We start from the raw sequence: 24,221 nt of genomic DNA on the forward strand, positions 1-24,221 counted from the left end.
GTGAATTCTCCTCATTATTTGTCAGATAGTATAAGGAGAAAATATAGCTTTTAATATAAAACAGATTAACTTCTTATCCTCGTTTTGAGGATTCTGTTCTTATGCTTTTACAATCACTTTCATATTGACTTTTCCATTACGGATAATGTAGAAACCAGCCGGAAGTGAAATAAATGAACCGTTCGTAACTGCTTTTTTCACTATTAAACGGCCTTGTCCGTCGAATACTTCGGCTACACAATCTTGCCCTTCAATCGCAATACCTCCGGCTACACCGGTAAATACTGTTTCCGGAGCATCGTTTACATCTTTGATACCAACGCCTCCCGATGATTCGATCCGCAGGGTAAAGTCGGCAATAGTACCGCCATTATTGGCAATTCCATTTCCTGCAATAACGCTTCCGCAGGGACTGATATCATTCCAGTCGATTTTAAAACGGATACGATAATCTCCTGCAGCGAGGTCTTGAGGTATGATGAAGCGGGGAAGAGCACCGTTAGCGCCGACATTATTTTCTTTCCTTTCGCCTAAACTGTTTGTACCATACTTACCTCCGTCTTCTGCATAGAATGTGTATGAAACCAGTTCTCCTTTGTTATTACCATCGGCATTGAGTGTTACATCAAATTCTTTATCCTTATTATAATCTATATATACATAAGCATGCATCCATTCGAAGCCCCATACGGTACTTGCATTTAGGGTAGCACCGGCCTTGGTTTTAATTATTTCATCTGTTTTGTCAACATATACGGCACGAGGTGTTGCCGATGTCTGGATTTGGCTGCTCGTAAATGAATTTGTATCATCGTCGGTCACAGATACAGAGGTCAGATAGCGGGCATGATTTGTTTTTAGATCGGGAGTGCAATAAGCCGGATAAATAAACTCGGCTGTTGCTGCTTTACTATTGAGCATGCCTTCTTTAACTGCTATTGCCTTGATTGTAGTTGATGACGAAACCGAAATAGCGTTCATATATACTTCAGATTGCTCAGTGGGGGTCGTTCCATCCAGTGTATAATGGATTACAGCATCCGGAGTAGCACATGTAATGGCTACTTTAACTGTCTCTCCTTCTTCCAGCCGACCATCAGCCGGGTCAAAAACTGGAGTTTCCACCCGCTCAAGCACCTCACCTGCAGGGGTGTATATATCCTGACCGCCAGTCAGCCATTCCAAAGAGAAATTCATGAAATAGAGTGAGCAAGCACCTTCCGGATTTTCTTCTACATATGCTCCGATTGTACCGTCGGGAAGTATTGTAAGAGATGAATATACGGAGTTATAAGGACATATCGATTTTACAACCGGCCATGTTTCTCCTTCGTCATAGCTGATAAATATACTTACGTTCTGGCGGGAAGAGGCATTGGGAAGAGAATGTAGCAAGCGATCTTTGTTGAAACCCTTGTCTGTAGCCGTATAGCGGATAATATCACCATTGCAGGCATTGGTGTTGATTTCGTTCCAGCTCGATTGGGCGCTCCAGGTCTCTCCGCCATCTGCAGAGATACTATAGCCACGATAACCGTTCTGACGAATACTCATCAACACGCGGCCATCGTTGAGTTCTACTACTTTGGCTTCATCTCCATTGGTGAATGCACGCTCTGATACCGACCAGGTAGCACCGTTATCATCCGAATAGACGGCATAGTTGTGCAACTGGTTTCCGGAGCCCATTGCTGCTACAAACAGGATGCGTCCTGCATGTTCTCCACGAATCAGGCGCAAACCATTACCGGAACCGAAGAATGAATGAGCAAAGGCTCTGCGTTCTATATTATCGCACTTACTTCCCCACAGTAAATCTGTAATGTTCTTAGGTTCTCCCCACGTACGTCCTTTATCATGACTGATAGCGATATACGACCATTGAGGATCGGATTCAGAAGAATTCCAAAGTCCGTTTCCACCCACAAAACCACATACTACGTCACCATTGGTTGCCTCTACAATGACTGCATCGCCGTATCCTTTTTTACGTCCTTTTCCTTCGGCAATGGTTACGGGTTCGCTCCAGGTAAAACCACCATCGGTACTGTAACGTGAAACGATATCAATGTCTTCCGGGAGGTCCGTTTCGTTATATTTACGCTTATCAGTAGTAGTCAGCAAGGTTCCGTCCGAAAGTTGCAACAATCCCGGTATACGCCAGTTTGTTGAATTATAGTCGCCCGGAGCAAATACCAAACGACGTTTCAGCAATATTTCACGGCTTCCGGTTGGAGCGGGGTTTTCAATTTCGAATGTCTGGCTTTCAGTAGTTATTTCATGTAATTCTGCATCTATTTTCGCACCTTCGGCAGCTGTTTCCGAAACTTCGGCACAAAGCCACAGATAACATGTTCCGGACTGAATGGTTGCATCTGTAAATTCGCATGTCATCTCACCTTCGGCCGGAACAAATTCGCCCAACAGAACAGCATCCTTGGCTGTACGTTCGTCGAATGTATTTTGGGATGTCTTATAGAATTTGATCTTGGCAATATCGTTTAAATTGGTAGTACCGTTTAAGTTCATTTTCACAGAACGCAATACTTGTGTTGCATCTGTTCCACCCATTACTACAGTGGCTTTAAGAATTTGATCGTGCAGGTTTCCACGACCGGTGAACTTGGTATTCTGGGTAAGAGTAACGGATGCAATTTCCGGAAGATTGGTTGTAAATCCTACCAGTGTGGCGGTATGTCCGTTTCCGCTGATGTCTGTTACTTTCAGACCAGTGATGTTCTGAAAATCATAAGCAGCCACCAAGCCTTCTGTTTCAGCTCCTACTTGGGCTGTTGCATCCGCAGCGATCTCTTCTGCCGAGAGAGCCCGTTTGTAAAAGTGTAAACCGGCAATAGAGCCATTGAGGAAGTAATTAGGAGTATTCTCTTCTGAGAATCCTGCTCCGACAAGTACGTCATACGTATTGCTGCATTCCCAGGGGGCAATGTTTTTACTTCCACTGCTCGCCACCTGTGTTCCGTTATGATATTCGTACATAACGCCTGCTGTGCGGTCAATAACGAAAGCCACATGATGCCATTCGCCGGCATTACCCGTTATCGTTGAATAAACCGATACGGAGTTGGTATGGTCTCCTGTATTGTTGGGACTATTTACCGCGAAATATTTATTACTAACGTCATCTCCCCATAGTTCATACCCCGATTTAACAGTGGCATTGTTTTTCACACGTTTTACGATGAAGCGAGTGTCTTTGGCCAGAACATTTCGTTTTACCCAGCATGAAACAGTGAATGACTCAGAAGTCGTAACGTTAAAATCGGCATGATGGGGAATCACCATATACTGATTGGAACCGTTGAACTCAATGAATGATGTAGGAGTATCACCTATTAAATTCTTGGTTTCAACCGTTGATTTGGAATTAGTAGCGGAGTCATTACCATTGGTTGCCTGGTTATTGGCCAGAACTGATGGCAATAACGCTGTGAGCGCCGCCATAGCAAGTAGTTTTCTTAAATTCATAAGTATTGTATTAAAGTTATAAAATAGAACTATTATTAGTTGCTTGGAGCATGTACATTCATTACTTGCTTTGGGCTCTTTAAATAGTATTGTTTATATTAATACAATTTAATGGTGATAGTTACTAAATTAAGAATAAGGTTAGTATGCAAATAGCCGTTGACAGGGGTATCTATATCGAAAAAAAAAGTATCCGGATAGACTTTTTGGGTTAAAATAGGGGTAGAGTGCAAGATTGTACACTTTGGTTATGCAAGGTTGTACACTTTTATTACACAAGATTGTACACTCTTGCATGACAAAAGTGTACAATCTTATAAGTGTTTATTATCAGTTAGTTATGAGCTTGTTTCCCTTTCGGTTAAGCGTCCGTTTCCAGCTGGAATTTACGGCTTACCTTCATCAGATTGATTGTATAAGTTACCACATTTTGTGCTTCTTGCACCATTGTCAGATATATCATACTTACTCTGACGCTACCTGCTTGATTCTGAATACGTTGTAACTCCTGACGTTTCAGGTGTGAAAGTTGTGCATTAAGGTCATTGGCACGACGTACTTCTTCCTCAAAATCATTATAATCGTTGGATTCAAGTTTCTTGCGGCACTGCTGTATCAGATAAGTGATATCTTCGGCTACGTCTCCAAATTCTCCCTTCTGAATGGCATCCAGCGGATTGAAGTTATTGTCTGTGTGTTCCAGACAGGGTTCGCACAGGCGGGCGATACTGTATACCAGTTCGCTGGCAAAATCATTTCCCTGATAATAATAAAGACCTTTTTCGAGTACGGTGTTATTATCCAGTTTGCACATCGCTACGGTTCCCGTTCGCTTCATTTGCTTGATAAGCTGCTTCTCAAACTTGGTGGAACCCATTGAGCGGCGCAATCCGCGCAGGTTTTCGTGAAGGAAGGAGGTGACCGTCAATTCAAAGTTGGTTTCAGCATATTCGAGTACTTTGCCTAACTCTTCGCGGGTGTGCTGGCGCATCAATTGCAAGGCTTCGTCACTGTTGCTGGTTTGCATCAGTTGTTTCAGCGTTTCGTTGCCTTTTTCCTTCTCCTTTTTCTTTTTATAGATTACTTGGCTGCGAATAAGCGAGAGTACTGCCAGAGCGATAAGAGCGATGATAGCAATTGTACCTCCGAAGTAGATAATCATGGCTACGAAGAAGCAGATGGTGAAAGCCGCTCCGGCGGTAAGAAACCAACCGCCAATAACGCTTAGAACACCGGTGATGCGGTAAACGGCAGAGTCGCGTCCCCAGGCACGGTCGGCCAGTGAGGTACCCATAGCTACCATGAAAGTGACATAGGTGGTAGACAACGGAAGTTTCAAAGAAGTGCCCAGTGCGATAAGCAATCCTGCCAATACCAGATTGACCGATGCACGAACAAGGTCGAAGGCAGCTCCGTCGGCAATGATGGCTTCGTCTTTACGGAAGCGGGTGTTGATCCATTTTTTTGCACCTTCCGGTACAATTCCTGAAACACCATTTGCCAGTGTCATACTGATGCGTACCAGCGTACGGGCGATCGGGGTGCTACCGAAAGTCTCTTCTCCTTCGTCCTGCCGGGAGAGGTCTACGGAAGTCTTGATAACATTATGGGCTTTCTTCGATGTACAAAGCGCATATACCATGATCGCTCCTGCACCTATCAGGAAGTACCAGGGAGTTTTGGCAGGGCCCAGCAGAGACGACATGAGAAAATCATTCGGACCTGCTGCCATACCGTTGGTTGTATAGTCAATAAAAGAAGAGTAGCCGGCCAGGGGGACACCTATAAAATTGACAAGGTCATTACCCGCAAATGCCAGTGCCAGTGCAAATGTACCCAGCAATACCACTACCTTAAATACATTCACTTTCAACCAGTGGAGTATTTGCATCAATATAGTGAAGAAGACAAAGAAACATCCGATCAGCATTGCTGTGTTATCCTGTATCCACTGTTTGGCCTCTGATGTCATAAATGAGCTGTCTTTCAATCCTTTGATAAGCATGAAGTAGATGATGGCTGTAGTTGCGATACCACCGAACAGCGCAATGCTGTACTTCATCTTCTTTTTATAGTTGAAAGTAAAGACGATACGTGCCAACCATTGTACCAGCATACCGAAGAAGAAAGCGATGGCCACTGAAACGAAGATAGCCATAATGACGGACAATGCTTTATCCGTATTGATCAGGTCGCCCAACCCCAGCATATCATTGTTGTGGACTTTGATAAGTGCCAGTGCAAAGGTACCTCCCAATAGCTCGAACACCATTGAAACGGTGGTAGAGGTAGGCATACCCATTGAGTTAAACACATCGAGCAGTACGACATCCGTCAGCATCACGGCAAGCAGTATGCACATGATTTCGGCGAAGTAAAAATGCTCGGGTTGATAAATGCCGTGTCGTGCGATGTCCATCATACCATTAGACAACGAAGCACCGATAAATATACCGATGCCTGCTATGAATAATACTGTTTTAAAGGAAGCTGCTTTCGCTCCGATGGCGGAATTTAAAAAGTTAACGGCATCGTTGCTCACTCCGACCATGAGGTCGAATACTGCAAGCACAAATAAGAAGATGACGATGCAAAGATAGATTGTCTCCATAAATGTATTCTGTTTCTGGCTGCAAAGGACGGATTTTCGTATTGCAGAGAAGTGTCATACATATTACAAAGATGTTTCATTTTTCCTTTTCAAGTAATTATAGAAAGTATATTGTGCCCGGATACCCTCTCCTTTAGACTTACTCTTGAACACATTGCACAACTTGTCGTCTACGAAACAAGCTTTGCGATTGTCAGAAAGTTGTATGTTCAGCATGTCGATCATTTCCTGCTGTAGTTCGGGGGACAGTACAGGGGTCACAGCTTCGATCCGGCGATAGAGATTGCGGCGCATCCAGTCCGGTGAACCGAAATAGATTTTCGGATGACCGGCGTTACCGAAATACCACACGCGGGCATGTTCAAGGAATGTATCCACAATACGGGTGACACGAATGTTGCGGCTGTATGACTGTCCCGGTATCAGGCAACAGATACCTCTGACGATCAGGTCAATTTGTACCCCTCGTTGTGAGGCTTCATACAAGCGGTCGATCATGGCAGGGTCTTGCAATCCGTTCATCTTTAATATGATTCTTCCGCCCTGTCCTTTTTCGGCCAGTTCTATTTCGTGGTCGATAAGGCGGTTCAGTTCTGGTATCAGGTTGAAACGTGCTACAAGCAGTGTGCTGAATTTGGGATTCTCCTTCCCCTGCAAAGTACAAAAGAGTGTATAAAGGTCTTTGGTTATTTTAGGATTACAGGTGAATAGTCCGCAATCGGCATAAAGCATGGCTGTCTTTTCATTGAAATTGCCGGTACCTATGTAAGCAAAGTCGCAGGTTTTGGGATCGTCACCTTTACTCTTCCGGCGGATAAGGGCTACTTTGGCATGCACTTTGAGCCCCGGCAGGCTGTAGATGATTTTTATTCCGGTGGATTTCATCATCTCCGCTGTAGCCAGGTTATTCTCTTCATCAAAGCGGGCTTTGAGTTCTACGAATACGGTTACTTTCTTTCCGTTTTGCGCAGCTGCTATCAGCGTATTGATGACCGCAGAGTTTTCGGCTACACGATATTGCGTTACCATGATTTCTTTCGTTTGCGGATCGTGTACAGCTTCATACAGGAAGTGTATAAAGTGTTCAAACGAGTGGTAAGGATAATAAAGCAACAGGTCTTTCTGCTTCACATAGTTGAATATGGATTCTTTTTCATCCAGGCAATTCAGCTTCATAGGTTTGGGCTTTTCCAGTGACTTCAATGCCTTGTTCGGGTTGGGCAGATGACGCAGGTCTTCAAGATTGAGATGTTTGTCGCCCGGAACCAGTTCCTCTCTGTTTATTTGAAAGGCATCTACGAGGAAGTCCAGAAAGTCCGATGGCATGCCGCGGTCGTATACAAAACGGCATACAGCTCCTATTTTGCGTTTCTTCACTTTTTTCTTCACCTGTTCCACAAGGTCGGCGGTGCTGGTAGTATCGTCTATCAGTATATCGGCATCCCGGGAGATTTTAATGCAATAACTGGAGTCCACATCGTATCCCGGGAAGATGAGGCCGATATTGGCCTTTATGATATCCTCGATAAACATCAGGTAATAGTTGTCCCCCTGTTTGGGAAGTTCGATGAAACGGGGTACTTTGCTATATGGCATCTTCATTACGAAGTATTGCACATGATCCGGGTCGGTCTGCTCCGTGCCGTGCATGAAGAGACGCACCGCGAGATAAAGCCGGTTGTCCCGCAAGAATGACACGACGCGATCTTTGCATACTGGCACTGGTTGGAGGAAGGGGAATATCTCTTCACGGAAGAAGTTCCGGATGAACTCCTGATGGAACGGTTCTACATTCCGGCTTTGATAAAAAATAATGTGGTTCTTGCGTAAGGCAGGCAATATCTTATGTTCGTAGATACGGATACGGTCTTCCAGTTGGCGGTTTACTTCCCGGTTGATATTTTCCAGTAATTCGGCAGCCGATTGTACGGACTCTTCATCGCTTTGGGTGACACCCGATGCCACTGCTTTATGATCGGCTACACGTATTTTGTAAAACTCCTCCAGGTTGGAAGAGTAGATGGATATGAAGTTGATGCGCTCATACAGTGGAAGTCGGTCGTCATTAGCTTCCAGCAGTACGCGATAATTGAATGACAGCCAGCTTATGTCTCTTTTAAAATACTGATAATTGCTTTCCATTGCGTTAAGATTTTCCCAAATATAAGTACCTTTGTGCATATAAACAAAGAAACTATGATGAAAGTTGGATTATTATCGGATACGCATGCATGGTGGGATGAGAAATACCTGGAATATTTTGAGTCTTGTGATGAAATATGGCATGCAGGAGATATCGGTTCGGTGGAGGTAGCCGAAAAGTTAGCGGCTTTCCGCCCTTTGCGTGCTGTTTATGGAAATATTGACGGACAGGAGATCCGTAAGATGTTTCCGCAGGTCAATCGGTTTACGGTAGAAGGTGCTGAGGTCTTGATAAAACATATCGGAGGTTATCCGGGGAAGTACGATCCCTCTATAATAGGTAGCCTGATGGCGCGTCCGCCTAAGTTATTTATCAGTGGGCATTCGCATATCCTGAAGGTGAAGTATGATAAAACATTGGATATGCTTCACATCAATCCCGGTGCGGCAGGGATGTCCGGTTTTCATAAAGTTCGTACCATGGTGCGTTTTGTGATAGAGAACGGGGCGTTTAAGGATTTGGAAGTAATAGAGTTAGCAGGATAAACCGGGGCTATTCCCCGGTTCCGGGGAGGGAAATGCTCGGCTCCGGGGAGGAAGGTGCTTCATATTATATTCTCATCTTTTTCTCAAATTTCCTAATTTGTCACGGAATAAAAGTGTATTTCCGAAAGCCTCAAACCGGTATTCCGTCACTTCACTTTCCAATTTGTTTGTTTCAACTTTTCTGGGTGTCTATGAATTCTGATAGTCCGTAATTTTGTTGCATGAAACAATAACACTCAGGAAATCATGTTTAAAGCTATTGTACGTTTTTCCATCAGGAAGAAGTTGTTCGTCGGACTGACTACGCTTTTCTTGTTCATCGGCGGTATCTATGCCATGCTGACACTACCGATTGACGCTGTGCCCGATATCACCAACAATCAGGTGCAGATTGTAACCGTTTCACCCACCCTCGCACCGCAGGAAGTGGAACAACTTATCACAATGCCAATTGAGATTGCGATGAGTAACATTATGAATGTGGAAGATATCCGCTCGGTCAGCCGTTTCGGATTATCAGTAGTAACCGTTGTATTCAAAGAATCTGTCCCTACGCTTGACGCCAGACAATTAATTAACGAGCAGATACAAACGGTTAGTGGAGAAATTCCTTCCGAGCTGGGTACACCGGAAATGATGCCGATTACTACGGGGCTTGGAGAAATCTATCAGTATGTTTTAAAAGTGGCTCCGGGATATGAAAACAAATATGATGCGATGGAGCTCCGTACCATCCAGGACTGGATGGTAAAGCGCCAACTATCCGGTATACCGGGAATTGTGGAAATCAACAGTTTTGGGGGATATATGAAACAGTATGAAGTGGCCGTTGATCCGGATGCTTTATTCTCGCTCAATATTACCATTGGAGAGGTATTTCAGGCGCTTAGTAGTAACAATCAGAACACAGGGGGCAGTTATATCGAAAAAACAAAGAATGCTTACTATATTCGCTCGGAAGGTATGATCAGTCAGCTGAAGGATATTGAACAAATAGTCGTGACCAATCGTAACGGGATTCCTGTACATATCAATGACGTTGGCACTGTTCGTTTCGGTTCGCCCAAGCGTTTCGGTGCCATGACGAAAGATGGAGAAGGTGAATGTGTAGGAGGTATTGCCATGATGTTGAAAGGTGCTAATGCGAATGTCGTGACTCAGGAATTGGAGAAACGGGTGGAGAAGATTCAACGTATGTTGCCCGAGGGGGTCAGTATCGAACCCTATTTGAACCGTTCGGAACTGGTCAATCGCAATATCTCGACAGTAGTCAACAATCTGATTGAAGGCGCTATTATTGTATTTCTTGTGTTGATTGTTTTTCTCGGTAATGTCCGTGCCGGATTGATTGTTGCTTCGGTTATACCGTTAGCGATGCTTTTTGCCTTTATTATGATGCGTTTGTTTAACGTAACTGCCAATTTGATGAGCCTCGGAGCTATCGATTTCGGCATCGTAGTAGATGGTTCTATTGTTATTCTGGAAGGTATTCTTGCCCATATTTATGGGAAAAAATTCCGTGGTAAGACATTGTCTAAGGAGGAAATGGATGAAGAAGTGGAAAAGGGAGCTTCCGGGGTTGTCCGTTCGGCTACTTTTGCTGTATTGATTATCCTGATCGTATTTTTCCCTATCCTTACCTTGGATGGTATCGAAGGAAAATATTTCACACCGATGGCCAAGACATTGGTGTTTTGTATTATCGGTGCACTGATCTTATCGTTGACATACGTTCCGATGATGGCTTCGCTTTTTCTGAAACATACCATTGTAGTGAAACCTACGCTTGCCGACCGGTTTTTTGAGAAGCTGAATAGAGTTTATCAACGTACACTTAAATTCTGCCTTCATTTCAAATGGCAGACTGTGGGGATTGCCTTCGCGGCACTTATCTGCTCGCTCTTTCTTTTCACCCGTTTGGGAGCAGAATTCATACCCACACTGGATGAAGGAGACTTTGCTATGCAAATGACACTTCCCGCGGGCAGTTCACTTTCGGAGAGTATCGAAGTATCTAATTTGGCGGAAAAAGCATTGATGGATCAATTTCCTGAAATCAAACATGTGGTTGCCAAGATCGGTACTGCGGAAGTTCCTACCGATCCGATGGCAGTAGAAGATGCCGATGTGATGATTGTGATGAAACCTTTCAAGGAATGGACCAGTGCAAGCAGCCGGGCGGAAATGGTGGATAAGATGAAACAGGCACTCGAACCTATGTCAGAACGTGCGGAGTTCAATTTCAGCCAACCGATTCAGTTACGCTTCAATGAACTTATGACCGGTGCCAAAGCTGATATCGCGGTGAAACTGTATGGTGAAGATATGCACGAACTTTATCAAAAAGCGAAAGAGGCTGCTGCCTACGTGGAGAAAGTTCCAGGAGCAGCCGATGTCATTGTGGAACAAACAATGGGATTACCTCAGTTGGTCGTAAAGTACAACCGTGGAAAAATAGCCCGTTATGGCATTAACATCGAAGAACTTAATACGATTATCAGAACTGCCTATGCCGGTGAAGTAAGCGGTGTAATATTTGAGAATGAACGGAGATTCGACCTTGTGGTTCGTCTTGATCAGGAAAAAGTGGCAGATTTCAATTTGGACAAACTCTTTGTACGCAGTACGGAAGGAATTCAGATTCCGGTGAGTGAAGTAGCTGGTATTGATCTTGTCAGCGGCCCGCTGCAAATTAACCGTGATGCAACGAAACGCCGTATTGTAATCGGTGTAAATGTGCGTGATGCTGATATCCAACAGGTGGTAACCAATATTCAACAGACACTGGATAAGAATATCCAACTGAAACCGGGATACTATTTCGAATACGGAGGACAGTTCGAGAATCTGCAAAATGCAATCAATACACTCATGATCGTTATTCCGGTAGCATTGATGCTGATTCTGCTGATTTTGTTCTTTGCATTTAAGAATGTCACTTACACATTGATGGTGTTCTCTACAGTTCCGTTATCGCTTATCGGTGGCATTGTAGCGCTTTGGTTACGCGGACTTCCATTCAGTATTTCGGCAGGAGTAGGCTTCATTGCCCTGTTTGGTGTAGCTGTATTAAACGGTATCCTGATGATAAATCATTTCAATGATCTTCGTAAACAAAACCAATATGCTATGAGCACGAGCCGAATTATATCTTTGGGAACTCCCCATTTATTGCGTCCCGTCTTCCTCACCGGATTAGTGGCATCGCTGGGATTTGTTCCAATGGCAATTGCTACTTCTGCCGGAGCCGAAGTACAGCGTCCGTTAGCAACCGTGGTGATTGGTGGATTGATCATTTCCACTGTTCTGACTCTGCTCATAATTCCGGTGTTTTATAAGATCGTAAATTCATTTGCAACTTTAAGACGCCCGGGAAGTAAGTTTCGTCTGTATCTCTTTTCTCTGTTATCTTTATTCCTCCTGCTGATTCCATCTTTGGTTTCAGCCCAACAGCCGAAAGTTGTCAGCTTGGAACAGGCGATTGAAATTGCAAAACAGAATCATCCCCGGTTGAAGATGGCAGCGAATGCTATCCGGCAAACCCGGGCGACCCGGGGAGAGATAGTAGAAGCACCCTCCACTTCATTCAACTATTCGTGGGGGCAGCTTAACGGAGAAAACAAGAAAGACAAAGAACTGGCATTTGAACAGAACCTGGGTTCTTTATTGACACCATTCTATAAGAACGTACTTGTCAGTCGGCAGGTAAGAACAAACGCGTACTATCAGAGGATGGTGGAAAAGGAAGTCACAGCAGAAGTTAAACGGGCATGGGTTTACTACCAGTATGCTTCCAATTTATGCTCCATGTACTGTGACCAGGAAAAACTGGCGAAAGAATTACAACGAATTGCTGAGTTACGTTATAAACAGGGTGAATATACACTGCTCGAAAAGAATATGATGACCACCATTGCTGCTGATCTGCACAATCGTTGGTTCCAGGCACAGGAACAAGAAAATATAGCTTTGGCACGTTTTCAATGGAGCTGCTATGCAGATGATACGGTGGTTCCGGCGGATTCTACTTTATCGTTGTTGTGCACCGACCTGTCAACAGCCCATTTGTCCGAAACACATAGTCGCTATTTTCAAAGCCAGGCGGATGAAGCAAAAGCGATGCTGAACGTAGAACGTAGCCGTTTCTTTCCGGAGATCAGTGTAGGGTATACGCGTCAGGATATTCTTCCGATGAAGAATCTCAATGCATGGATGGTAGGAGTTGCTTTTCCTGTTTACTTCCTTCCGCAGAAAAGTAAAATCAAGCAAGCCAAACTGGCGGCTGCATCGGCGCAAATTCAGGCAGATGCCAATATCCGTGAGTTGAACAATAAAGTAACGGAACTTGAAGTATCACTTCGTCGCTGTAGTGAGAGTTTGCGTTACTACACGGTTTCTGCCCTGAATGAAGCGGACGAACTGACAAAAGCCGCCAATCTGCAATTGAAACAGAGTGAGATCAGTGTAGCGGAATACATCCAATCGCTGACAACGGCACGTGACATACGCAGAGGGTACATCGAAACGGTCTATCAGTATAATATCACTGTTTTGGAGTATGAATTATTCAAAGGTAACTAAATAAAAAACAATTATGAAAAGAATATTTTATCCCATCCTGCTGTTCACTTTAGTGGCTTGTACAGGAAACCGACCGGCAACGGATGTTACTACAACAGACACTGTATCGAATCCTGTTGCAGAAACAACTGCCGATACGGTTGCACAACTTCTGGTAGATGCCGTCACATCGGCTACATCGAAACCAAACCAAGTATCATTCAACGGACGAATGGTGCTTTCTCCGCAACGGCAGGTAACCGTTGCATTGACAATGGGCGGAGTTATCAAGAAAGCTTCTTTAATTCCAGGGCAATATGTTTCTGTAAATTCAGTTGTTGCTACATTGGAAAATCCGGAATTCATCACTTTGCAACAGACTTATCTGGATACTCATGCACAGACCGAATATCTTCAGGCTGAATATGAACGCCAGAAGAATCTTTCTGCCGAACAGGCCGTTTCACAGAAAAAGTTCCAGCAAAGTAAGGCTGATTATCTTTCAATGAAAAGCCGTCAGGATGCAGCGGCTGCACAACTTTTACTGTTAGGTATTCATCCGGCAACGTTACTCAATAACGGCATTCAACCATTATTGGAAGTGAAAGCACCGATCAGCGGCTACGCAGCCAATGTAGCAATGAATGTAGGCAAATATATCAATCCGGGAGAAGCCCTTTGTGAGATCATTGATAAAAACGGACCTATGCTGTGCCTCACAGCTTACGAAAAAGATCTTGCTGACATACAAGTGGGAAGTTCTGTACAATTCCGTGTGAATGGTATGGGAAAACAAACATTCAATGGTACGGTTATCTCTATCGGGCAGAAAGTAGATGAAGTAAACCGCTCACTCGAAGTCTATGCCAGTATCAAAGAAACAAATGCACAGTTCCGTCCGGGCATGTATGTGACGGCACATATCCAAAAGAAATAACCAAGTCTGAATTCATAAGTGATAATCCTAAATTCATAATTAATCATTTATCTTTGTGGAATGATATTGAAGGCTATAAAAAAAGACAAGTACCTACTCTCTACAATCATCATCTCGCTGATGGTGGCTGTACTTATCCATTTTCCGGAATTAGTATCCCTTTTCGATCGTTTTGAGAGTCATACACTTTTTCCGGGTATGCGGTTTATTGATGTGGCTAACGAGGTTTTGTTCACATTCCTCTCGTTGTTGCTACTCTTTGCCATCAATACATTACTGTTTCATTTCAACCAGGCTTCCATCAAAATAACAGGAACCAAGATTTTGCTTTCATTTATTATTACATGGGTATTGAGCAATCTTCTGGGACAAGGTTTTGTGTTTCTCCACAAGACATTTGATATTCCGGCTATCGATGCCATGGTACACCATTATCTGCATCCATTGCGCGACTTTATTATGGCTTGCCTTGTTACGAGCAGTTGCTACATTATTCATTTGATTCGCCGTCAGCAGCAGGTAAGTGTGGAGAATGAGCAGCTTCAGGCTGAGAATATTCGAAACCAATACGAAGTCTTAAAAAATCAACTCAATCCGCATATGCTTTTCAATTCACTGAATACTTTGCGTTCCTTGGTGCGTGAGAATCAGGATAAGGCGCAGGATTACATTCAGGAATTGTCGCGGGTATTGCGGTATACCCTACAAGGCAATGAATCGCAAAGTGTCTGCTTGCGTGAGGAAATGGAGTTTGTTTCTGCTTACATCTTTTTACTGAAAATGAGATTCGAGAATAATCTTCAATTTGACATCCGGATAGACAAATTTTATGAGGGATACTGTATTCCTCCCATGTCTGTCCAGGTGCTGATAGAGAATGCCGTGAAGCACAACGAGATCAGTAACCGCAAACCTTTGACCATTCATATCGCAACCGATAAGGAAGGAAATCTTTCTGTCGGCAATGCGATCCAACCCAAGTGGACTGCAACTTCTGGAACAGGAATTGGCCTTGCTAACCTTGCTAAACGTTACCGGCTTCTGTTCAAAAAAGATATTCAAATCACAGAGGATAAGGAATTCATGGTATCTATTCCGCTTATTAATAAGGAAGAGTTATGAAAACAGTCATTGTAGAAGACGAGAAGGCAGCAGTACGCAATCTCGTATCGTTGCTCAAAGAGGTCGAACCGGATGTGGAGGTGGTTACCATGCTCGATAGTATCGAAGCTACCATCGAATGGTTTGGCAGTCATCCGATGCCTGAACTTGTATTTATGGACATTCATCTGGCAGACGGATCGGCCTTTGAGATTTTCGAACATGTCAGCATCACCTGTCCGGTCATCTTTACTACTGCTTATGATGAGTATGCACTGCGGGCTTTTAAGGTAAACAGCATCGACTATCTGCTCAAGCCGATAGGAAAAGAAGATGTAGAACACGCTTTCGAAAAATTAGGTAACTTACATAAATCTGTTACCGAAGTTGGGAACCAACAACCGCAGAAAGAAGAATTGTTACAACTCATCCATTCTCTTAAAGAGCAGGAAAACTATAAAACCCACTTTCTTATTCCGTTGAAAGGAGACAAATTACTGCCTGTATCAGTAGATATGATTCAACTGTTTTACATTAAAGACTGCCAGGTGAAAGCTGTTCTGACGGATGGAACCGAACATTACTTTCCGCAACCCCTGGATGAGTTGGCCGGATCTCTCAATCCCACTCTTTTTTTTCGGGTAAACCGCCAGTTTCTGATTTCCAGAGAAGCTATCAGAGATATTGATTTGTGGTTCAATAGCCGTCTGTCAATCAATTTACGGTATTTGGGAATCAAGGAAAAGATATTGGTGAGCAAGGCGCGGGTAACAGAATTTAAAGAATGGTTCTCAAAGAAACAAATGAATGTGAATAACTCGTTAAAACTGTAATTGTATTGTTTTACCATAGAATACACAGAGTTTTTATAGGTAATTTAAAAACCATATAATCTCTGTGTATTTTGTATACTCTATGGTGAATTTTATTTATTTTATAGGCTTTGAACCCATTTCTACTGTAAGTACTCCTCCTTTAACAATATCGGCATGGTCAATAAAGCATTGGTTGTATTCTTTGCCATTGAGCCATGTTCGTTGGATGTACATATTCTCTTTTGAGTTGTTTTTTGCTTCAATAGTGAAAGTTTTGTTATCCTCCAGCCGGAAAGTTATTTTGTCGAATGCAGGGCTTGTCAGTTCATACCTGGTTTCTCCGGGACAAACAGGATGAATACCAGAAGTTGCAAGTATATACCAGGCAGACATTTGTCCTACATCTTCATTTCCTACTAGACCTTCAATATCATTCTGATAAGCATTTGTACAGATATATCTTGTCCATTTCTGAGTCAGCCAAGGAACACCCAGTCGATTGAATATAAAAGGGACGTGATGCACCGGTTCGTTGGAGTGGTTGTAATACTCATTCCAAAGGAAATGTTTGGGTGTTTTCTCAAAGAAGTATTCCAGGTCATTTATCACCTTTTCTTTTCCGCCCATTAGTTCTGCCATACCGTCGATGTCATGGGGTACAAACCATCCCTGTTGGTAGGGGTTCGATTCGATGGAGCCGTGCCATTCCGTCAATCGGCCGTTGGCGGGCCACTCTTCCCAGGCTCCTGATTCGCGTTTGGGGCGGAACCACATCTTGTCTTCCGAGTCGAAGATGTTTTTGTAGTACAATGACTTCCGGGTATATTTCTCGGCGTCGTCCGTTTTGCCCAATGCCTTGGCAAGCTGTGCCACACACCAGTCTGTGTATGCATATTCCAGTGTCTCCGAGATAGAATATCCCTTCTCTACGGGTGTGTATCCTAACTCTTCTTTGTTCCCGATCAACTCGGAAGTACGTACGGCTGCCCGGTAGGCTTTCTCAATGTCATACTTCCGGATGTTCTTGGCATAAGCATCTGCCAGAACTGAGATGGCCGGGTTGCCCACCATACATCCGCTATAGGCATTGAAGAACTCCCATCTTTCCAAATATCCTTTTCCGCTCTCTTCGGCCAGCGTCACCAACGAATTTATCTCGTCATTCACCAACGTGGGGTTGATGATGGTTTGCAGGGGGAACTGGCTTCTGAACACGTCCCAGCCGCTGAAGATGGTCCGTTTCGTGAAGTCGGCCGTCTGATGAATCTGATGATCGCCGCCCGGATACCGTCCGTCTACGTCTGTCATGTTACGCGGATCGATCATGGTGTGATACAGGGCAGTGTAGAATGTGACTTTCTCGTCATAGGTGCCTCCTTCCATTAAGATTTTCGAAAGTTCCTTGTTCCACAACTCTTTGGCCTGTTTCTTCATCCCGTCGAACGTTTGTCCCTGCAACTCTGCTTTGAAGTTCTTTTCAGCGCCCTCCAAGTCGGAGAAGGAGATACCTGCTTTCAGGGTGACCTCTTCCTGATCGGTGGTGGGGAATTCTGCAAAGAAACCTACGTGTTTGCCTTCCAGTGACTTCTTGCCTCTGATAATACTCGATTGGGCGATGCGAGCCTGATAATTGTCGCTCAGCACATTTTCGCGTTTGCGTTCCCAATCATCCGGAATGTCGGCACTCCAGAAACCGTAATTGTCCAAAGGTTTGCTGAACTCTGCATAGAAAAATACCGTATAGTCGGGGTTGCCATATCCGTCTCCCCAACCACCTCCTTCGGGTGTACACTTCATCCAACCGCGGATCGTGTTGTCATTGACCACTTCCACGTACTGCGTGGTAGAGGTTCCGCCAACGCGTCTTGCCAGATCGATCTGGATGCGCGACAAGTCGCTGGCAGGGTAGGTAAATTTCAGCGCACCTCCGTGCGGAGAGGCAGTTGCCTCCGTTAGGATGTCATACTTCGTTAAGCGTGCGGTGTAGTATCCGGCAGAAGCGGCTTCCGATGCTTTGTCGTACTCCGAGCGGTATCCCTCCTTCTCCGGATCGCTCTCTTTGCCGGCAACCACCTGAAGTTCGCCGGTAGTGGGCATCACCAGGAAGTTTCCTAAGTCGCCATACCAGCCAATGCCGCTCATTTGGGTGAAAGCGAATCCCTCGATAGTCTTATGCTGATAGCCATATCCCGATCCGTAGTCGCCTCCGGTGATGGTGTTGGGACTTACCTGGGTCATTCCAAACGGAGTCGCTGCTCCGGGAAAGGTTTTCCCCATGCTGTTGAAAGATTGTTCCGTATCGGCTTTGACACTGGTGCCAATGAAAGGATTGACGTAGGATGACAGGTCTTCCGCACCGTCCGTACGGCTTTGGCAGGCGCTCATGCCTGCCAACAATACCAGTGAAAAAGCTGAATGAATGAATTTTCTATTCATAAAAGATAATATTATTGAAAAAGAATGAGCAAAACTCACCACAGAGTAGCACAGAGTTCCACAGAGTACTATTTATCCGATGAAACGCGGATTAACACAGATAAACACAGATTAAAAGACTGTATTTCTTTATCTTATATTTGTTTCCCTTTGCGAAAATCTGCGTTTCAATAAAGATTTAAACTCTGTGGAACTCCGTGTTACTCTGTGGTGAAATACCGATCCCGATATAAAAAACGAATTCTTAATTAATGAATCGTTACTTTCACCGTAGATGCTTCGTTATTGCCATAGGATAGGCGAACAATATAGACGCCTTGTTCCAAAACAGCAGAAGATTGTTGGGCAGCCGTAGCGCATACACCGGCTGACATCATCAAGCCGTTGGCAGACAAGATGGTATACTCTACCGGTTCTTGCCCGTTGTTCTTGATGGTAATCTGTCGTTGAGCGTTGGCATAGGCTTCTACCCCGTCAAAGGCAATTGAGTGGATGCCTGTGATAATATCTTCGCTGATGCTGGCAAACTGACTTCCCAGGTCCGCCTGGTCTACTGCCTGCACGCCGAAAGTATACTTTCCGCTTGCCAGTCCGTTCAGTTCAAAACGGTTGGTCTGGATCAATGGAATCAGGTTCCGGACTTTCAATACTCCGGTTTGAACATCTGTCGGTGCATAGGCATATACAGTGTTGTCGGCATTGTTTTTTACGTACACATTGTAGCGAAGTGCCTCTTGCGGCGTATGGTCGTCTGTTGCTTTGCTCCATGTCAGGATCACTTTGCCGTCCACCGACTCCACTTTCAGATTGGTTGGAGCTGCAGGCGCTGCGTTTGCCTGAATATGACTCTTGCTCAGATCATTGAAAGCATACGCGTTTTTCCAGTCATTCTGCCAGCCGAAAGAAGCTACATCCAATGTACCGTCTCCGTTGATGTCCACCAGGTTGATGGCTCCGCATCTTTCTGTTATTTCCGACGGAACACCGCCCAAGGCAAATGTATTGTCTCCGTAATTATAGAAAACACGGGTTACAATGCCTTCTCCGGTCACAATCAAATCCATGAAACCATCGTTATTGATGTCTCCTGCCGTAGACTGAACACATTTACCGTTGATAAGGCCGGCACCCTTGACTTTGATAAAATTACCGCTTTTATCGTTCAGGTACAGAGTGGCGCTTGTTTCGTTCACTTCCACAATATCTGAATAACCGTCGCCGTTGACGTCTACCAACGCTGCATCAGAGAATGGCTTCGGAACAAATCCGTCCATGGCTACCTGCTTGAAAGTACCGTCTTGATTGTTGATGTAAAGGTAACCTACATCTTCGGCTGAAGGCAGAAACGCGCGTCCCTGGTTGTAAATGTCGAGATAACCGTCGCCGTTGACATCGCCTACGTGCACGGAACCCTGTGTGATGTGTCTGAACTCTCCTCCGTCAACCACCGTCGTCTGGCGTACAAATCCTTTTCCTTCCATGTTTTTGTAGAGGGTAGTGGCAGAAGTTCCGGTAGCTTTGTTATACGGTACATCGCTGGAAACAAGAAGGTCCGTCCAACCGTCATTGTCGTAATCAAAAGCAATCAGTCCGCGTCCGCTGTGTTCGTCTTTCAAGAAATAGTGTTTTAGGAATCCGGCAGCGAGTGTTGTGTTTTTTACATAGGCATACTGATTCTCCGCACCCGTATTTTCAAGAATGAGAGGCAGGCTGGTTCCGCTCGAACCTTTTCCCATCACCACGATGTCCAGGTCGTTGTCATTGTCGTAGTCTATAAAGATAGCTTTCGACCGGGACATTGCTGCCAAGGCGGCATTGTCGCTCTGAACTCTTTTGAACTTCCCGTCTTGAGTCTGCTCATAGAGTGCCAGCGTGCCGGAATCTCTACCTCCTGTGATGAGCATGTCTACTCGTCCGTCGTTGTTGAAGTCACCCCAGATGGCATCTCCCGACTCTAAATAGTGGGGGAACGTACCACCTACTGTCCAAACTACCTCTTCCACCTTCAACGCGGGGTATTTAACGGTAAGGAATTCGCTGGCAACGTCTGCCTGGTCAACAGACTGTACACCGAACGTGTATTTACCATCCGGCAGGTTCCATTCAAATGAGTTCTGATTGATCAGGGTTGTGATGGCTCCTCCTGTCTTCAGCTTGCCGGTAGTGAAATCTGCCGGAGAATAGAAGTATACAATGCCGCTGTTCTCATCTTTGGCATAGACGTTATAACGAATGGCATTGCTCGGAGTGATGGCATCTGCCGCAGGTTCCCAAGCCAGTGTAAACTTTCCATCGGTATAGGTTACGGTCAGGCCAGCCGGAACTCGGGGAGCAATGTTTGCCGGGAGGGTGTTTTGAGACAGGTCATTCAGCACATAAGCACTTGTAAAGCCGTCACCATAACCAAAGTTAGAGAGATCTAAGGTCCGGTCGCCGTTGATGTCTACCAAGTTTAAGTTACCTGAGCGGGCAGTCACCTCTTTGGGCACATCCACGCCTTTGAACGTGTTGTTGCCGTTGTTGTAGTAGATCTTGGTCATGATGTTGAAACCGGAAACCACCAGGTCTGTCCGTCCGTCATTGTTCACATCGCCGGCGGTAATGCTTGTGGCTCCGCTTTTCGTCAAACCGGTCACCGTTTCATCGTATTTGGTGAACGTATTGTCCTGGTTGTTGATAAACAGATTGGCAGCGTTGCTGTTTATTTCGACAAAGTCATCGTATCCGTCTCCGTTGATGTCAGCAAAGACCGTCTCTGCTGCCTGTGAAGCAGTAAAGAGTTGAGAAAGTGCTTCCGAACGGGAGAAAGTACCGTTCTTCTGATTCAGATACAGGTCTGCGTAGAAATCACCGTTCCATCCCTGAACGAAGACATCGGCATATCCGTCATGATTTGCATCGCCCACGTGGACCGATCCTCCACTCACTGCCCGGAAGTCATTGCCGTCCACCACATTGGGCATCCGTTCAAATTTCCCCTGGTTGTTGCGGAAAAGAGCGGTTACGCTGCTCCCATCGGTTGTTACTCCTGTCAGGATCAGATCCTGCCAGCCGTCGTTATTGTAGTCGAACACTTGCAGGAAGCGTCCCGGGCGATCATTATCACCAGCATTGCCGGAGGTGACGCCCATCAGCTCTGCACTGCGTTCCGTATCTTCCGAGAAGGTGTATTCGGGTGCACCGTTGTTCCGGTATACATGCGTTACGATTTTCCGGTTACCGGAAACCTCGTTGGTTCTTCCGGAGATGATCAGATCGAGATTGCCGTCGTTGTCATAATCAATGGCAGCGGCAGAAGCCCAGTTCAAGGCGGGCAGGGTAGTGCTTTGCTGGGTAAAACCGGCACCACCGTCATTCATATACAGCCCGATGTTACCACCGCCTTGTCCGGCGATGTAGAAGGCATCTTTATAACCGTCATTGTTGAAGTCTCCCCAGATGAATCGTCCGTCGATCACCCAATCGGCAGGAAAACTGCCACCTGACTTCCAGACAGCTTCTTTCAGAACCTGCGGAGTGGGGTTCTTGGGATAGATCTTGAATAGCTTCACATCTCTTGTGGGTATACTTTCAGTCCAGTTACCGGTCTTTATCGATTCCTTATTACCCCACAATTCGCGAACGACGTATTCCGTACCCTGCTCTAAGCCCAGACGATCGAAATCCATCGCCCGGTTGATCATTGTGCCATAATTAAATGTAGCCACATACATGGTGTCTGCCACAGTGGCATAGAAGCTACGGGCAGCATCCTGGTTTCCTCCGGCCGGAGCAGAATCCACCGGACGGAAAGCTTTGCACTGACTTGCAATTCTTATGATCTCGGGGTTAGTGAGGAGTTTCTTTGCACGTGCTTTGGCGGTGATTACAGCGGCATTGGAATTGTCGCTGAAGTCATCTCCCAATATAAAGATACCCGTAAGGATAGAGGAGGTGATGCGCGAACGGTTTTCGGCTTCCGAATAACCCTTGATCACTACATGGTCAGCATCGTTATACTGATAAACGTGGTCGAGCCACCAGCCGTAGCTCAAGCAGTTCAACACGTATTTGGTGTTGTTAATATCGCCCCATGCGTCACAACTGATGCGACGGCTCTGTGCATACTGGGCAGGGAAAATGGGTGCAATGGACAGATTGACGTAGATTCTTCCGGCGGCATATTTGTATATCTCCTGCATACCTTTGTTGTAAGCCTGTATACCGGTGTGTACGCTCTTATCGTAATAACTGTCTGCTTCTACCGCACCATGAGACATAAAGTCGATCTTTACATAGCTAAACCCTTTGGCTATATGGCTTTCAATGGCGTTCTTTATGCCGGAAAGTACTGAAGGGTGGGTGGGGTCGAGTGCATAAGCACCGTCGAAGCGGATGTATTCTCCATTGGCTTTCAGGCAAACATCATATGGATCGTCTCCCCAGGAAACGAACGTATTCATGTATCCTCCCACCTTCTGTCCTCTCGCTTTGCATTCGCTGATGAAAGCTTCCATCTTTCCTTCGTCGTCCAGCTTTCCGCCGCCGGCATCCAGTCCGATATACACATCATTCGCTCCGTTGGAGAACTCTTTCAGTTCATTCTTGATGAAAGCGGCCGTCTCAGATGCATTCTGATAGTTTACATCTCCTTGCAGCACTCCCCAGCTGTTCCAGCCGAAAGGTTTGTTACCGTCCCAGACGGCTTTGGGAGCAACAATAGCGTTTACATCCCCAAAGGTTTCCATACCTTGGCGCCAATCGGCAAAGTAACCGATGAATACTTTAGGCGATTTGATGATCTTACCTCTCAGCTTTCCGTGAGGGGTAGGGGTATTGGTCTTGTTATTATTGAACCCTTTGTCCGTGTACTTGTCTCCGCTGTTTTTATAATACGTGTCACGGGTAAATTCGGAGGTTATTCCGCCGTATACTTCCAGATTGGTAACCTCGTTGCTGTTCCTTGTATATGCCACCACCCCTGTCTTCCAGTCGGTGTGCTCCACCGAGCCGAGAATCAGTCCCTGCCGCGTGTCGTCATTGTAGAGGCCGCCCACTTCATAGCTCGTAGAAGACTCAGCTGTCTCTTCGGAGTTGAAGTTATAGGAGCCGAAGCGTACAAAACCATCGTTGTCAAAAGGAACAAACAAGGCTCTGTTTTTATTGGCAGGCAGGAAGCTGACTTCAGTCGTGCTTCGTACGGGTGCCATATAATTGGATGCTAATTCCTGATCGGATGCGATACTGAACTCTGTCAGTATATAGTCACTGTATAAGTAATAATCCTGAGTGACCGTAATACCATCGGTTGTGGTGGCCGTAACGGTTACTTTTTTCCCTGTGCCGAACGGGTCGGCTATCTCTGCCGTCTGAATCGCATATCCACTCAGTTGGTCTTGGAAATACTCTTTATCTCCGTTTTTGAATGCACAACTACTCTCATTGACTACGAGCGTGTTATTGTGGTATACATTTACTTTGGCATTGTTTTCGTTGATGTCGATTCGCCATTTCCCTACCGTTACATCTGCGGCGCAAACCGGATGAGTTGGGAAACAGAGAAATGACAGACAGCAAACAGCTGTTAATAAGAATTTGGTTCTCATGC

10 protein-coding genes are annotated in these 24,221 nt (G+C 45.2%); 5 read left to right on the forward strand and 5 right to left on the reverse strand.

Annotated elements, in window-relative coordinates; genetic code table 11:
* Positions 1–99: 99 nt before the first annotated feature.
* From QX565_RS13955 to QX565_RS13965, 3 genes are all read right to left on the reverse strand, one after another.
* Positions 100–3,486 carry a LamG-like jellyroll fold domain-containing protein gene (locus tag QX565_RS13955; protein ID WP_289293121.1) on the reverse strand — a complete coding sequence of 1,129 codons (3,387 nt, stop codon included), beginning with the start codon at positions 3,484–3,486 and terminating at the stop codon, positions 100–102.
* Positions 3,487–3,847: 361 nt separating this feature from the next.
* Positions 3,848–6,097 (reverse strand): inorganic phosphate transporter, encoded by a 2,250-nt coding sequence (locus QX565_RS13960; RefSeq protein WP_289293123.1) that lies wholly within the window; start codon positions 6,095–6,097, stop codon positions 3,848–3,850.
* Between the two features lie 63 nt (positions 6,098–6,160).
* Positions 6,161–8,239 carry an RNA degradosome polyphosphate kinase gene (locus QX565_RS13965; RefSeq protein ID WP_289293125.1) on the reverse strand — a complete coding sequence of 693 codons (2,079 nt, stop codon included), beginning with the start codon at positions 8,237–8,239 and terminating at the stop codon, positions 6,161–6,163.
* A 54-nt stretch (positions 8,240–8,293) separates the two neighbouring features.
* Between QX565_RS13965 and QX565_RS13970 the strand changes: the two genes are divergently transcribed.
* The 5 genes from QX565_RS13970 to QX565_RS13990 all read left to right on the forward strand — a co-directional run bounded on the left by QX565_RS13970 (position 8,294) and on the right by QX565_RS13990 (position 16,216).
* On the forward strand, positions 8,294–8,785 hold the full coding sequence (locus QX565_RS13970) for a metallophosphoesterase family protein (RefSeq protein WP_002562483.1): 492 nt from the start codon (positions 8,294–8,296) through the stop codon (positions 8,783–8,785).
* A 246-nt stretch (positions 8,786–9,031) separates the two neighbouring features.
* A complete protein-coding gene (locus tag QX565_RS13975) occupies positions 9,032–13,366 on the forward strand; it encodes a CusA/CzcA family heavy metal efflux RND transporter (RefSeq protein WP_289293126.1) in 4,335 nt (1,444 codons plus the stop codon).
* 13 nt (positions 13,367–13,379) lie between these two features.
* The gene (locus QX565_RS13980; RefSeq protein WP_289293128.1) at positions 13,380–14,282 is read left to right on the forward strand and encodes an efflux RND transporter periplasmic adaptor subunit; all 903 of its coding nucleotides are present in this window, start codon (positions 13,380–13,382) and stop codon (positions 14,280–14,282) included.
* A gap of 60 nt (positions 14,283–14,342) precedes the next feature.
* Positions 14,343–15,404 carry a sensor histidine kinase gene (locus QX565_RS13985; RefSeq protein WP_289293130.1) on the forward strand — a complete coding sequence of 354 codons (1,062 nt, stop codon included), beginning with the start codon at positions 14,343–14,345 and terminating at the stop codon, positions 15,402–15,404.
* Positions 15,401–16,216 (forward strand): LytR/AlgR family response regulator transcription factor, encoded by an 816-nt coding sequence (locus QX565_RS13990; protein ID WP_289293132.1) that lies wholly within the window; start codon positions 15,401–15,403, stop codon positions 16,214–16,216. Before QX565_RS13985 ends, QX565_RS13990 begins: the two co-directional genes overlap by 4 nt.
* Positions 16,217–16,312: 96 nt before the next feature.
* Here the strand turns inward: QX565_RS13990 and QX565_RS13995 are convergent, their stop codons facing one another.
* Together QX565_RS13995 and QX565_RS14000 are read right to left on the reverse strand one after the other, a co-directional pair.
* Positions 16,313–18,634, reverse strand: a complete 2,322-nt coding sequence (locus QX565_RS13995) for a GH92 family glycosyl hydrolase (RefSeq protein ID WP_289293133.1) — start codon at positions 18,632–18,634, stop codon at positions 16,313–16,315.
* 248 nt (positions 18,635–18,882) lie between these two features.
* Positions 18,883–24,219 (reverse strand): FG-GAP-like repeat-containing protein, encoded by a 5,337-nt coding sequence (locus tag QX565_RS14000; RefSeq protein ID WP_289293134.1) that lies wholly within the window; start codon positions 24,217–24,219, stop codon positions 18,883–18,885.
* Positions 24,220–24,221: the final 2 nt, after the last annotated feature.

This window comes from Bacteroides sp. 41_26, assembly GCF_949740115.1.
Taxonomy (GTDB): Bacteria; Bacteroidota; Bacteroidia; order Bacteroidales; family Bacteroidaceae; genus Bacteroides; species Bacteroides nordii.

What these genes read in the sequence shown, in the direction of transcription:
- QX565_RS13955 (WP_289293121.1), bottom strand. Translation starts at nt 3,486, where the DNA reads ATGAATTTAAGAAAACTACTTGCTATGGCGGCGCTCACAGCGTTATTG.
- QX565_RS13960 (WP_289293123.1), bottom strand. Translation starts at nt 6,097, where the DNA reads ATGGAGACAATCTATCTTTGCATCGTCATCTTCTTATTTGTGCTTGCA.
- QX565_RS13965 (WP_289293125.1), bottom strand. Translation starts at nt 8,239, where the DNA reads ATGGAAAGCAATTATCAGTATTTTAAAAGAGACATAAGCTGGCTGTCA.
- QX565_RS13970 (WP_002562483.1), top strand. Translation starts at nt 8,294, where the DNA reads ATGATGAAAGTTGGATTATTATCGGATACGCATGCATGGTGGGATGAG.
- QX565_RS13975 (WP_289293126.1), top strand. Translation starts at nt 9,032, where the DNA reads ATGTTTAAAGCTATTGTACGTTTTTCCATCAGGAAGAAGTTGTTCGTC.
- QX565_RS13980 (WP_289293128.1), top strand. Translation starts at nt 13,380, where the DNA reads ATGAAAAGAATATTTTATCCCATCCTGCTGTTCACTTTAGTGGCTTGT.
- QX565_RS13985 (WP_289293130.1), top strand. Translation starts at nt 14,343, where the DNA reads ATGATATTGAAGGCTATAAAAAAAGACAAGTACCTACTCTCTACAATC.
- QX565_RS13990 (WP_289293132.1), top strand. Translation starts at nt 15,401, where the DNA reads ATGAAAACAGTCATTGTAGAAGACGAGAAGGCAGCAGTACGCAATCTC.
- QX565_RS13995 (WP_289293133.1), bottom strand. Translation starts at nt 18,634, where the DNA reads ATGAATAGAAAATTCATTCATTCAGCTTTTTCACTGGTATTGTTGGCA.
- QX565_RS14000 (WP_289293134.1), bottom strand. Translation starts at nt 24,219, where the DNA reads ATGAGAACCAAATTCTTATTAACAGCTGTTTGCTGTCTGTCATTTCTC.